The following is a 13,203-nucleotide window of genomic DNA, read 5'->3' as shown; positions in this document are numbered from 1 at the left end:
CCATGCTCCCGGCCTGAATGGAAGGCCTACGGAGTACCGCATGAACGCCCCCGCAACAACCGCTGCATCCTTCAAGTTGCCCCTGGGCCTGGTGGTCGCCGTGCTGGTGATGGTCGGCGTGCTGCTGTTGCCGTTGCCGGCGGACTTGCCGGTGGCCGGGCACCGGATGCTGGCGATCCTCGCCTTTGCCGTGGTGGTGTGGATTACCGAGGCAGTGTCCTATGAAGCCAGCGCGATCATGATCACTTCGCTGATGGCGTTTTTGCTCGGCACCGCGCCGTCGCTGCAGGACCCAGCGCACCTGATCGGCTCCAGCCCGGCGATCAGCATGGCGCTGACCGGCTTCGCCAACCCGGCGCTGGCGCTGGTGGCGGGGGCGCTGTTCATTGCCGCAGCGATGACCCACACCGGCCTGGATCGGCGTATCGCGCTGGTCACCCTCAGCCGCATCGGCACCAGTACCCGGCGCATCCTGTTGGGGGCGATTGCGGTGACCATTTTGCTCAGCCTGGTGGTGCCCAGCGCCACCGCGCGCAGTGCCTGTGTGGTGCCGATCATGATGGGCGTGATTGCCGCCTTCGGCGTCGACAAGCGTTCGAACATTGCCGCCGGGATCATGATCGTGGTTGCGCAGGGCACCAGCATCTGGAACGTCGGCATCCAGACCGCCGCGGCACAGAACCTGCTGACGGTCGGCTTCATGGACAAGATGCTCGGCCAGCGCGTGTCGTGGCTCGACTGGCTGATCGCCGGCGCGCCGTGGGCGGTGATCATGTCGGCGGTGCTGCTGTTTTTGGTGCTCAAGTTGCTGCCACCGGAAACCGACAGCATCCCCGGCGGCCAGGAGGCCGTGGCACAGTCGCTGGTGGACATCGGGCCGATGACCGGGCCGCAGAAGCGCCTGTTGAGTGTCTCGGTGCTGCTGTTGCTGGCGTGGGCCACCGAGGGCCGGTTGCACAGTTTCGACACCACCTCGACCACCTATGCAGGCCTGGTGTTCCTGCTGTTGCCGGGGCTGGGCGTGATGACCTGGAAGGACGTGCAGTCGCGTATTCCGTGGGGCACGGTGATTGTGTTTGGCGTCGGCATCAGCCTCGGTACGGCGCTGCTGACCACCCAGGCCGGGCAGTGGCTGGGCGCGCAGGTGGTGACGCACACCGGGTTGGATCAGCTCGGGCCGCTGGGCGTATTCGCCATCCTCGGGGCCTTCCTGATTGTGATCCACCTGGGCTTTGCCAGTGCCACGGCCTTGACCTCGGCGTTGTTGCCGATCCTGATCGCGGTGTTGCAGACCTTGCCGGGCGAGTTCAGCCGCCTGGGGATGACCCTGCTGCTCGGGTTTGTGATGAGCTACGGGTTTATCCTGCCGATCAATGCGCCGCAGAACATGGTGTGCCTGGGGACCGGCACGTTCACGGCGCGCCAGTTTGCCAAGGTGGGGATTCTGGTCACGCTGCTCGGTTACGGCCTCATGCTGATCTTCGCCGCCACGTACTGGAGTTGGCTCGGCTGGATCTGAGCTGGAATCTGCGCCGGCATTTGTCTGGCGGGCGCGCTGCTGGGATCAATTGCACCCTCGAGATGGCAAGATGAACTCCGCTCAGGTTTACTACTCCCTGAGTAATGGTTTTACCGGCGTCCCCCGCCGGGTCATCTAGGTCACCGAATGGATAAATACACCCCCCACACCTGGCAGCCCCACGAGCGACCGAGCCTGCCTGGCTCGCCGTCGACGCCGCTGCACCCCACGCACAAACGCTGGCTGTTTGCGCTGGTCGGCGTGCTGGTGGCGATTACCGGCGGGCTCGGCAATGCGCTGGTCATCGCCAACCTGCAATACCTGCAAGGCGCCCTGGGCGCGACAACGGCGGAAATGGCCTGGCTGCCCGCCGCCTATGTGATGACCAACGTGTGCATGAACCTGCTGCTGGTGAAGTTTCGCCAGCAGTTCGGCCTGCGCGCGTTCACCGAAGTGTTCCTGGTGCTGTATGCGCTGGTGACCTTCGGCCATTTGTTCGTCAACGACCTCAGCTCGGCCATCGCGGTGCGGGCGGCCCACGGGATGGTCGGCGCGGCGCTCAGTTCGCTGGGGTTGTACTACATGATCCAGGCGTTCCCGGCCAAATGGCGGATGAAAGCCCTGGTGCTGGGGCTGGGCACCGCGCAACTGGCGCTGCCGTTGGCGCGGCTGTTCTCCGAGGATTTGCTGCAAATCGCCGAGTGGCGTGGCCTGTACCTGTTCGAACTGGGCATGGCCCTGATCTGCCTGGGGTGCGTGTTCCTGCTCAAGTTGCCGCCTGGCGACCGCTTCAAGACCTTTGAAAAACTCGACTTCCTGACCTTCGGCATCCTCGCCACCGGGGTCGCCTTGCTCTGCGCGGTGTTGTCGCTGGGGCGCATCGACTGGTGGCTGGAAGCACCGTGGATCGGCGTCGCCTCGGCCTGTTCGCTGGTGCTGATCATGGCCGGCCTGGCGATCGAACATAACCGCGCCAACCCGTTGCTGATGACCCGTTGGCTCGGCAGTGGGGTGATGATCCGCCTGGCGCTGGCCGTGGTGTTGATTCGCATGGTGCTGTCGGAGCAGTCCACCGGCGCCGTGGGGTTCATGCAGATGTTGAACATGAGCTACGAGCAGATGCACACCCTGTACGTGGTGATGCTGGCCGGGGCGATTGCCGGGCTGGTGGTCAGTGCGCTGACGATCAATCCGGCGCACCTGCTGATGCCGCTGATCATCTCGCTGGCGCTGATGGCCGTGGGGTCGGTGATGGACAGTTTCTCCAGCAACCTGACCCGGCCGCAGAACATGTACATCAGCCAGTTCCTGCTAGGCTTTGGCGGCACGTTCTTCCTGGGCCCGACCATGGTGCTGGGCACCCGCAACGTGCTGACCAACCCGCGCAACCTGGTGAGTTTCTCGGTGATGTTCGGGATCTGCCAGAACCTCGGCGGCCTGATTGGCGCAGCGTTGCTCGGCACCTTCCAGATCGTGCGCGAAAAGTTCCACTCGAGCATGATCGTCGAGCACCTGACCCTGCTCGACCCGCGTGTGGCCGCGCGGGTGCAGAGCGGTGGCTCGGCCTACGGCGGGGTGATCGCCGACCCGGAATTGCGCAACCTCATGGGCATTCGCAGCCTGGCCACGGCGGCCACGCGTGAGGCGAATGTGATGGCTTACAACGATGTGTTCATGCTGATCGCGATCATCGCTATCCTCACCATGATCTGGATCTTTATCCGCAGTCTGTGGCTGATGAGCACCACCAAGGCAGCAGCCCCTCCCGTTCAACCCAGCGGCGCCACTTCATGACCGAAACGACCACCACCACGACCACCAATGCCATTGCCTCCACCCCGGAAGGCACCGCGCCGCCCGGCGCGAGCGTGACTGAACCGCGCTCGCTGCGGGTGCGCATCATCTCGTCGCTGGGCTTCGCCGCGATTGCCATCGTCGGCGTGCTGATCGTGTTGTATGCCTGGCAATTGCCGCCGTTCAGCAGCGCCGTGGAAACCACCGAGAACGCCCTGGTGCGCGGCCAGGTGACGATCATCGGCCCGCAGCTCAGCGGGTATGTGTTCGAAGTGCCGGTGCAGGACTTCCAGTACGTCAAGGCCGGCGACCTGCTGGTGCGCCTCGATGACCGCATCTACAAGCAGCGCCTCGACCAGGCGCTGGCGCAACTGGCGGTGCAGAAGGCTTCGCTGGCCAATGTGGTGCAGCAACGCAACAGTGCCGAAGCGACCATCAAGCTGCGCCAGGCCGCCTTGGTGGACAGCCAGGCCCAGGCGCGCAAGAGCACTGCCGACCTGCGCCGCAATGAAGAACTGATCAGCGACGGTTCGGTGTCCAAGCGCGAGCTGGACGTGACCCGTGCCGCGAATGCGCAGACCATCGCCGCCGTGGCCCAGGCCCAGGCCAGCCTGGAGATCGCGCGGCAGGACCTGCAGACGGTGATCGTCAATCGCGGCTCCCTGGAAGCGGCGGTGGCCAGTGCCGAGGCGGCCGTGGAGCTGGCGCGGATTGATTTGTCCAACACCCGCATCACCGCGCCGCGTGACGGCCAGCTGGGGCAGATTGGCGTGCGCCTAGGCGCCTTCGTCAATTCCGGCGCGCAGTTGATGGCGCTGGTGCCCCACCAGTTGTGGGTGATCGCCAATATGAAAGAAACCCAGATGGACAATGTGCAGGTCGGCCAGCCGGTGACCTTCACCGTGGATGCGCTCAACCACCGCAAGTTTCGCGGCACGGTGCAGCATATTTCCCCGGCGACCGGTTCGGAGTTCAGCCTGTTGCAGGCGGACAACGCCACCGGCAACTTCGTGAAGATCGCCCAGCGTGTGCCGGTGCGGATTACCGTGGACCCGGATCAGGCCGAGAGCGAGCGGCTGCGGCCGGGGCTGTCGGTGGTGGTGAGTATCGACACGGCAGGGCGCCTGAAAAACAGCCCGCCCTGACCACCCCAGCCACCCTGTAGGAGCCGGCAAGCCGGGCGCCTACAGGGGAAGGTATTTCAGGGTGAAATCGAGTTGAGTCGATTGGCCTTGTTCCAACAGTTTCAACCCGGGCCGTCCCGGCAGGTGATGCGCATTCACCGGATGGCTTACCGGTTCGATGCAGAAAAATCCAAGCCCCGGTGGGCAGAACAGCAGGAAGTAGTCGGCGCCGGTGGCTCGGCATTCCAGCGCATAGCCCAGCTCCGGCTGCTCGATCCGGCACTGCCCATCCCATTGGCAAAAGCCATTGTCCACCAGGCGCTCCGGCAGCGCCTTGAGCTGGCGGAAATCCCAGTCCGCCGGCAGCGGAGCGAGCCCCGTCGGCAGCTTGGATGCATCACTCATCCACACCTGCCCGGCGTTGGCCTGCAAGCGCGTGGCCGGCCGGCGCGGTAAGTAGGGGTGCAAGCCCAACCCATGCCACGCGGCCTTGTCGGCCAGATGCGTGACGCGCAGTTCGATGCTCAATTCGCCGCCGCCCAGGCGAAACCGCTGCTCGGCGCGATAGGCAAACGGTGTGTCGCACTCCACCGCCAGCACCACCTCATCCGCCGACTGGCTGACCACCTGCCACACCTGCTGCCAGGCCGAACCATGAATCGGCAGCGGGTCGAGCGGGCTGTTCGGTGTCAGCGCCAGCCAGCCATCCGGGGTGTCAAAACCGCCTTCAGCAATCCGATTGGACCAGGGCGCCAACGGATAGCACCCCAGCTTGCCCGGCAACCCGGTAGCGATCGCCTGCTCATCGCTATGCCGCAGCAGCGGCTGCCCGCTGGCGCGCACGCTCCAGTTGACGATGCTGCCCCCTACGGCGGGCGCCAGGGTCAGCACGGTCAGGTCATCTCTGAGTTCCAGCATCACAGGTTCACCTTGAAATGAAAGCTGCCTGCAGGCGCTGGCTTGCCGGCGATGGCGACCTCAGGGCCGCATCGACGGCAAGCCGCCTCCTACAGGGGAGGGGCAGGCTGTATTCGTACGCAATGCGTTATAGCACTACGCTTGGCAGCCACAGCGACAACGCCGGAATGTAGGTCACCGCCATCAACACCAGGAACAGTACGGCATAGAACGGCAGCAGCGCCTTCACGGTTTTCTCGATGCTGACCTTGCCCACCGCCGCACCCACGAACAGCACCGCGCCCACCGGCGGGGTGATCAGGCCGATGCCGAGGTTGACCAGCATGATCATGCCAAAGTGCACCGGGTCGACACCGATGCCGAGGATCACCGGCAACAGGATCGGCGTAAGGATCAGGATCAGCGGTGCCATGTCCATCACCGTGCCGAGCAACAGCAGCATCATGTTGATGCACATCAGGATCACGTAGCGGTTGTCCGACAGGGTCAGGAACATCGTGGTGATCTTCGCCGGGATCTGCATCAGGGTCATGATGTAGCCGAAGCTGGCGGCGAAGGCGATCAGGATCATCACGATGGAAATGGTGCGCACCGTACGGTGCATCAGCTTGGGCAGCTCGCTCCATTTGTAGTCGCGGTAGATGAACATGGTCACGAAGAACGCCCACAGCACCGCGATTGCGGCGGACTCGGTGGCAGTGAATATACCCGAGAGGATGCCGCCGAGGATGATCACCATGGCCATCAGGCCCCACAGCGCATCGGCACAGATTTTCAGTGCCTGCTTCAAGGGAATGACTTCGCCCTTGGGGTAATCGCGTTTCTTCGCGAAGATCAGGCACAGCACCATCAGGCACGCGCTCATCAGCAAGCCCGGGACCACCCCGGCCATGAACAGCGAGGCGATGGAAACGGTGCCGCCGGCGGCCAGCGAGTAGAGCACCGAGTTATGGCTGGGCGGGGTCAGCAGCGCTTGTACCGAGCCGCTGATGGTCACCGCGGTGGCGAATTCGCGTGGATAGCCACGGCGCTCCATTTCCGGGATCAGCACCGAGCCGACCGACGCCGTGTCGGCCACCGACGAACCGGAGATCGCGCCGAAGAACGTCGAGGCCATGATGTTCACCAGGGACAGGCCACCGCGCACAAACCCCACCAGCACGCCGGCAAACGCCACCAGCCGCCGCGACATGCCGCCCTCGGCCATGATCGCCCCGGCCAGGACGAAGAACGGGATCGCCATCAGCGAGAATTTATTCACTCCGCCCGCCACCTGGATCATCAGGGCCTGGAACGGAATGTCGATCCACCACGCGCCAATCAGCGCCGACAGCCCGAGGGCGTAGGCCACCGGCATGCCGATCAGGATCAAGGCGATAAAGCTGCCCAACAGAATCAACGCATCCATATCAAGCCGCCCCTTCGCTTTCTTCTACCAGGTCAAAGCGCACCACGCGCCGCTGGCTCTGGTCGCCCAACAGGAGTTTTTCCAGCACGAACACCAGGGTCAGCAGCCCGCCAATCGGGATCGGCATATAGGTGATGCCCACGCGCAGGGTCGGGATGGCGCTCATGAACTGGTTCCAGGTGGACAGGCACAGCTTGCTGCCCCAGATCGTCATGAACAGGCAGATCGTCGCCATCAACAGTTGCGAGACGATGCCGACTACCTGGCGTTGGCGCGGCGGCAGGCGGTCGGTAATCATCGCCACCGACATGTGCGCGCCGGCGCGGTAGCTGGCAGCGGCGCCGATGAAGGTGAACACCAGCATCAACAGGATGGCGGTGGGTTCCGGCCAGCTGGAGCCGGTGCCGAGGATGTAGCGGGCGAAGATGCCCCAGGGAATGATCAGTGCCACTCCCAATACCGAGAGGCCGGCGACCCAGATGCAGGTCATGTAGAGGCGATCGTTGATGCGCAGCAGAAAATTCTTCATGGCGTTCACCGTAACCGGGCGCGTCGATGCCGACCGCGCCTGGCCTTGCTGGAGGAGGAGGGTGATTACTCGACGGCGTCGATGCGCTTGATGATGTCGGCGTACGCCTGGCCGTACTTGGCGCGCACGGGAGCGGTCGCGTCATAGAACGGTTTTTTGTCGACGGTGATGAATTCGACGCCGGCGGCCTTGAGTTTTTCCTCACTGCTGGCGGACTTCTTGTCCCACAGCACGCGCTCGTCGGCCTGGGCGACCTTGGCGGCGTTTTTCACCATGACCTGCTGCGCGGGGGTGAGCTTGTTCCAGGTGATTTTCGACATCACGATGGGCTCGGGCAAAATCAGGTGCTCGGTGAGGGTGTAGTACTTGGCGTTCTGGAAGTGGTTGTGTTCCAGCAGGGTCGGCGGGTTGTTTTCCGCGCCGTCGATCACCCCGGTCTGCAGGGCACTGAAAATCTCGCCGGTGTCCATGGCGATGCCGTTGGCCCCCATTTCATTGAAGGCGTCGATGAACAGCGGGTTGCCCTGCACGCGAATCTTCATGCCCTTGAGGTCTTCGATCTTGCGCACCGGTTTCTTGGTGTAGAGGTTGCGCGTGCCGCCGTCCATCCAGGCCAGGGCGACCAGGCCGAACTCGGAGTCGGTGATCTTGGCAAGGATCTCGTCGCCAATCTCGCCATCGATGACCTTGCGCATGTGCGCCTGGTCGCGGAACACGAACGGCAGGTTGAACACGTTCACGTCCGGCACCACCGGGCCGACGATGCCGAGGCTGACGCGGGTCATCTGGATCGCCCCGACCTGGGCCTGTTCGACCACTTCCTTCTCGGAACCCAGGACGCCGCCCGGGAAGTACTTGAAGGTCAGTTCGCCGTTGCTTTCCTTGGTCAGGGCCTTGCCCATGTTTTCTTCGGCAACCACGGTGGGGTAGCCGGCGGGGTGGATGTCGGCGAATTTGATTTCCAGCGCGTGGGCCGCGCCGGTGAAGAGGAACGTCAGGGGAAGTGCAGCGACGAGCAAAGTGCGTTTGAAGTCCATGGGGTGTGTCTCCGTCTTGTTATTGTTGTATTCAAGGCACAGCAATGCAGCTAGAGGGTGAAGGTGGGCTCCGGCAATCCGGTAACGCCGGGGTTGAGGGCGAACACGCCGCCTGACAGTGACTGCTCACTCTGGTCGTCACGGATCGAGGTGACGAACAGGGTGTCCAGGCGACTGCCGCCGAAGGCGCACATGGTGGGTTTTTTCACCGGCACGCTCAGGGAGCGGTCCAGGCGACCATCGGGGGTAAAGCGGTGAACCAGCCCGGCGTCGTTGGCGCAGATCCAGTAGCAGCCCTCGGCATCCACTGCCGCGCCGTCGGGGCGGCCGGGGTGCTGGTGCATGTCGACGAACAGGCGGCGATTGGACGGTGTGCCGGTCTCGGTGTCGTAGTCGAAGGCCCAGATCTGCTGCACCAGCGGGTGCGAGTCCGAGGCGTACATCGTGCGGCCATCGGGGCTGAAGGCCAGGCCGTTGAGGGTGATGAACCCATCCAGCAGCGCCTGCGGTGCGCTGCCGGTGGCGAAGCGGTAGAGGATGCCCTCGGCTGCGTTCAGGCTCATGTCCAGCACCATGCTGCCGGCCCAGAAGCGGCCCTGGCGATCACAGCGGCCATCGTTGAGGCGCATGTCGTCACGCGGGTGCTCGACACTGGCCAGGGGCGTGGTGTCGAGGCTGCCGTCGTTGTGCGGGGTAAGCTGGAAGAAGCCGCTTTGCAGGCCGGCGACCCAGTTGCCGGCGCTGGTGCGCGCGATGCAGGCAAGTGCCTGCGGAGCTTTCCACGCGGCGATATGCCCGGTCGCGGCGCTCCAGCGCTGCAGGCCGCCGTGGGGAATATCCACCCAGTACAGGGCGTTTTCTTCAGGCACCCACACCGGGCATTCGCCCACGGTATTGCGGGCGTCGACAATCAATTCTGCAGTCATGGCCACTCATTCCCTTGGGTTGGTCTGGCGTCAGTCACCGAACGGCCCCGCCGCGCAGAACGCGCCGCCCTGGTAGACCTTGGCCGGGTCATCGGCGGCTACCGGTGGCTGGGCTTCGACCTGGGCGCGAAACACTTCGGAGTTGTCCTTGGGGGCGAAACCCAGGTGCGCGGCGTAGCGATTGTCCCACCAGGTGTCGAGGTTATCCGACATGCCGTAGACCACGGTGTGGCCGACATTCGGCGTATACAGCGCGCGTTCGAGTAGTTGGGTCAGGTCATCGAAACTCAGCCAGGTGTGCATCATCCGGCGGTTCTGCGGTTCCGGGAACGAGGAGCCGATGCGGATGCTCACGGTCTCGATGCCGTAGCGGTCGAAGTAGAAACTGGCCATGTCTTCGCCGTAGGACTTGGACAAGCCGTAGTAGCTGTCCGGGCGACGCGGGGAATGCGCGTCGATTTTTTCGCCCTGCTTGTAGAAGCCGATTACATGGTTGGAACTGGCGAAGATCACGCGCTTCACGCCGTGGCGACGCGCGGCTTCGTACACATGGAAAATCCCGCTGATATTCGCCCCGAGCACTTCCTCGAACGAGCGCTCTACCGACACCCCGCCAAAATGCAGGATGGCATCGACGCCTTCCACCAGGTGGTGCACCGCTTGTTTGTCGGAGAGGTCACAAAGTTGCACTTCTTCGCTAGCATCCGCGGCCGGAGCCATCTCGGCGATGTCCGACAGGCGCAGCACCTTGGCGTACGGACGCAGGCGTTCGCGCAAGACTTTGCCCAGGCCGCCAGCGGCACCGATGAGCAGCAGGCGGTTGAATGGAACGGGTGTGGAGGTGGTCGTGGTCATGGGGGTTCCATTGTTGTTGTAGGTTGTCGTATGACTAGGTGGAAGTATCGTGATTGATTCCCTGGCTTGTCAACACACGCCTTCCTTGCCGGTGCTGGCTTGCCAGCGAGGGTAGCCCCACGGTCGGTGGTGACTATTGAGCTGCCATCGCCGGCAAGCCCGCGCCTACCTAAAGTGTATCCGCGGGTTACAACAGGGAGATCGGGTAGCTGATGAAGATCCGGTTTTCATCGAACTCGTTGTTGCTGAAGTCCCGACGCATGGTCGCATTGCGCCACCGCAGATTCAGGTCCTTCAGCGCACCGCTTTGCACGGTGTAGGCCAGTTCCGATTCGCGGCCCCATTCCTTGCCGTCGGTGATCGCCCCGGTGTGTACGTTACTGCCGCTGATGTAGCGGTTCATCATGGTCAGCCCGGGAATGCCGAGGACCACGAAGTTGAAATCATGGCGCACCTGCCAGGATTTTTCCTTCACGTTGTCGTAGCTCGCGTTGTAGCTGTCGTTGGCCAGGGTACCGCCGCTGGTGCCGTTGACCTTCATCCACACACTGTCGCCGGTGAGCTTCTGCAGGCCCACGTAGAAGGTGTTGCCCAGGTACTTGGCCGAGAGCAGGGCGAAGGCGGTCTTGTTGTCGAGGTCGCCGGCGAGGGCGCTGCCGTCTTCTTTGCCGTTGAAGAAGCCGAGGTTGGCGCCCAGGGTCCAGTCGCCGACCGGCTGGCTATGGGTCAGGTTGATGTACTGCTGCTGGTAGATATCGCTGAGTTCGGCGTACCACACGCCGACCTGGGTGCGTTTGTCATTGAAGGTGTATTCGCCGCCGCCGAAGTTGAAACGGTCCGAAGTGAACGCCGCTTTGCCGTTCATGAACATGTCTTCCATGCTCGCGTCGTTGCGCGGGCTGTTGCCGCGAAATTGCCCGCCGTAGAGGGTCAGGCCGGCGATTTCATTCGAGGTGACCTGGCCGCCACGAAAGGTCTGGGGCAGCGAGCGGCCGTCGTCGGAGCGCAGGATCGGCAGCACCGGCATCCATTCGCCGACTTTCAATTCGGTCTTCGACAGCTTGGTTTTCAGCGCTACGCCCAGGCGCCCGAAGTTGTCGGCGGGGCGGCCATCGTCGTGCGTTGGCAACAGTTGGGTGCCGGCGGTGCCTTTACCGCCATCGAGCTTCTGCGAGTACAGGCCCAGCACGTCAATCCCGAAGCCGACAGCGCCCTGGGTGTAGCCGGACTTGGCGTCGAGAATGAAGTTCTGCGTCCACTCTTCGGCCTTGGCCTGGGGGTTGGTCGGATTGGTGAAGTTGCGGTTGAAGTAGGCGTTGCGCAGGTTGAGCGTGGCCTTGGCGTCGTCGAGAAAACCTTCTGCCTGGGCACCGAGGGGCAGGGTCAATGCCAGGCTGCCAAGACCGATCAGGCCGATACGCGCGGAGGAATTGCGGGCGAATTGACTCACAGTGAAGCTCCCTTTTTGTTGTTTTTATTATTTGTCGTACGTCGTCGTACAACATTGGAGCGAATATTTGCGAGGTTTTCGAGGGGTGTCAAGCAGAAGTTATACGATGACTACGTGATTGAGCCGAGACACACACTGGCCGGGGTGGGATCGGGGTTGCTCGCGAAGGCGGTGTGTCAGTCACCGGAAATAGCGACTGAAGCACCGCTTTCGCGGGCAAGCCCGCTCCCACAGGGGGGAATGGGTCGTCCATGTTTACGGCGCAAGACCCGGCGATTTCAACCGCGCAACCACACCCCGAGCCCCACACCGATCAAAAATGTGGGAGCGGGCTTGCTCGCGAAGGCGGTGTATCAGTCACCGGAAATATCGACTGAACCAGCGCTTTCGCGGGCAAGCTGAACTGGCCTAATGATTTTGGACACCTCAATCGGGCGCTATGATGGCGTCCAAATCTGAGGTGTTTGGATATGCGTAAATCTTATTCATGTGAGTTCAAACTCAAGGCTGCCAGCATGGTGCTGGACGAGGGGCAGTCGGTTCCCGAGGTCTGTGCCAGCTTGGATATTGGCCCTACGGCCTTGCGCCGCTGGGTCGATCAAGTTCGCAAGGAACGCTTGGGCTCGACTCCGGTGGGAGCCAAGGCGATTACCGCGGATCAGCGAGAGATCCAGGAACTTAAAGCCTTGCTCAGGCAAAGAGACCGGGATATCGAAATCCTAAAAAAGGCCAGTGCTCTCCTGCTTTTGGACGCCAAAGATCACTCTCGTTGATCTGTGAGCTGGGCGAGCAGTACGGCGTTAACGATTGCTGTCGTGTGTTCGGAATAAACCGCAGTAGCTTTTACGCATGGCGTCAGCGCCAAGGCAAGGTGAGCCCTAAGCGAGAGAAACTCAAGGCTATGCTGGTCAAGCACCACAGGGCGTCGAGAGAGTCTGCGGGCGCTCGTACCTTGGCTAAACAGCTGCAAGCCGGCGGGCATGATGTCGGGCGGTTCATGGCTCGCAGCTTGATGCGAGAAGCAGGCATTGTCAGCCGTCAACGCCGGCGCCATAAGTACAAGTCACCTGGCGTGGAGGCTTTGGTGGCACCGCATGTGCTCAAACGCAAGTTTGATGTTGCGACGGTCAATCAGGTGTGGTGTGGGGACGTGACGTACATCAAAGTCGGCAAGCGTTGGCTGTATTTTGCGGCGGTTCTGGACTTGTTCGCTCGCCGGATTGTGGGCTGGTCGTTTTCGATGATCTCTGATGCCACGCTGACCTGCGAAGCCCTGCGCATGGCGATTGAACTGCGCGGTCGCCCAAAAGACGTACTGTTTCACTCCGACCAAGGTTGCCAGTACACCAGCCATAAATTCAGAAATGAACTGCTGGAACATGGACTCCGACAAAGCATGAGCCGTAAAGGCGAATGCTGGGATAACGCTCCGATGGAGCGTTTCTTTGGAAGTTTGAAATCAGAGTGGGTGCCAGAAGCAGGCTACGGGTCGGAACATGAGGCCCGAGCGGATGTGCAGCGCTATGTATCGCGCTACAACATCACCAGGCCGCATAGCTACAACGACTATCGGTCACCAGTCGCCAGGGAGAAGCTGGTGGCGTGAAACCTTAATCGGTGTCCAAGATTACTTGACCAGTTCA

Annotated in this window: 12 protein-coding genes; 5 read left to right on the top strand and 7 right to left on the bottom strand. The window is 62.5% G+C overall.

The window, feature by feature from the left end; all coding sequences use genetic code 11:
- Window positions 1–40: 40 nt before the first annotated feature.
- The 3 genes from BBG20_RS12790 (at window position 41) to BBG20_RS12780 (ending at window position 4,458) form a co-directional block, all read left to right on the top strand.
- The gene (locus BBG20_RS12790) at window positions 41–1,519 is read left to right on the top strand and encodes a DASS family sodium-coupled anion symporter (RefSeq protein ID WP_065903907.1); all 1,479 of its coding nucleotides are present in this window, start codon (window positions 41–43) and stop codon (window positions 1,517–1,519) included.
- A 147-nt stretch (window positions 1,520–1,666) separates the two neighbouring features.
- Window positions 1,667–3,313 carry an MFS transporter gene (locus BBG20_RS12785; protein ID WP_065903904.1) on the top strand — a complete coding sequence of 549 codons (1,647 nt, stop codon included), beginning with the start codon at window positions 1,667–1,669 and terminating at the stop codon, window positions 3,311–3,313.
- Window positions 3,310–4,458: an HlyD family secretion protein gene (locus tag BBG20_RS12780; RefSeq protein WP_065903900.1), complete on the top strand. Its 1,149-nt coding sequence runs from the start codon at window positions 3,310–3,312 to the stop codon at window positions 4,456–4,458. Before BBG20_RS12785 ends, BBG20_RS12780 begins: the two co-directional genes overlap by 4 nt.
- A gap of 39 nt (window positions 4,459–4,497) precedes the next feature.
- Here BBG20_RS12780 and BBG20_RS12775 read toward each other — a convergent pair whose 3' ends face one another.
- From BBG20_RS12775 to BBG20_RS12745, 7 genes are all read right to left on the bottom strand, one after another.
- Window positions 4,498–5,355, bottom strand: coding sequence for an aldose 1-epimerase (locus BBG20_RS12775; protein WP_065903897.1), 858 nt, complete (start codon window positions 5,353–5,355; stop codon window positions 4,498–4,500).
- 127 nt (window positions 5,356–5,482) lie between these two features.
- The gene (locus BBG20_RS12770; protein ID WP_065903895.1) at window positions 5,483–6,763 is read right to left on the bottom strand and encodes a TRAP transporter large permease; all 1,281 of its coding nucleotides are present in this window, start codon (window positions 6,761–6,763) and stop codon (window positions 5,483–5,485) included.
- Window position 6,764: 1 nt separating this feature from the next.
- Complete coding sequence (locus tag BBG20_RS12765; RefSeq protein ID WP_065903893.1) at window positions 6,765–7,292, bottom strand: TRAP transporter small permease; 528 nt, start codon at window positions 7,290–7,292, stop codon at window positions 6,765–6,767.
- A gap of 65 nt (window positions 7,293–7,357) precedes the next feature.
- Window positions 7,358–8,329, bottom strand: a complete 972-nt coding sequence (locus BBG20_RS12760; RefSeq protein ID WP_065903890.1) for a TRAP transporter substrate-binding protein — start codon at window positions 8,327–8,329, stop codon at window positions 7,358–7,360.
- A gap of 50 nt (window positions 8,330–8,379) precedes the next feature.
- On the bottom strand, window positions 8,380–9,255 hold the full coding sequence (locus BBG20_RS12755; protein ID WP_065903887.1) for an SMP-30/gluconolactonase/LRE family protein: 876 nt from the start codon (window positions 9,253–9,255) through the stop codon (window positions 8,380–8,382).
- Between the two features lie 30 nt (window positions 9,256–9,285).
- Window positions 9,286–10,110: an NAD-dependent epimerase/dehydratase family protein gene (locus BBG20_RS12750; protein ID WP_065903884.1), complete on the bottom strand. Its 825-nt coding sequence runs from the start codon at window positions 10,108–10,110 to the stop codon at window positions 9,286–9,288.
- Window positions 10,111–10,297: 187 nt separating this feature from the next.
- A complete protein-coding gene (locus tag BBG20_RS12745; RefSeq protein WP_065903880.1) occupies window positions 10,298–11,560 on the bottom strand; it encodes an OprD family porin in 1,263 nt (420 codons plus the stop codon).
- Window positions 11,561–12,030: 470 nt separating this feature from the next.
- Here BBG20_RS12745 and BBG20_RS33145 point away from each other — a divergent pair, with 470 nt between their 5' ends.
- Window positions 12,031–12,333, top strand: a complete 303-nt coding sequence (locus BBG20_RS33145) for an IS3 family transposase (RefSeq protein WP_065899480.1) — start codon at window positions 12,031–12,033, stop codon at window positions 12,331–12,333.
- On the top strand, window positions 12,330–13,166 hold the full coding sequence (locus BBG20_RS12735; protein WP_065899479.1) for an IS3 family transposase: 837 nt from the start codon (window positions 12,330–12,332) through the stop codon (window positions 13,164–13,166). The genes BBG20_RS33145 and BBG20_RS12735 overlap by 4 nt, the downstream gene beginning before the upstream one ends.
- Window positions 13,167–13,203: the final 37 nt, after the last annotated feature.

It is taken from the genome of Pseudomonas aylmerensis, from assembly GCF_001702265.1.
Taxonomy (GTDB): Bacteria; Pseudomonadota; Gammaproteobacteria; order Pseudomonadales; family Pseudomonadaceae; genus Aquipseudomonas; species Aquipseudomonas aylmerensis.
This window is presented reverse-complemented; position numbering and strand designations above follow the sequence as displayed.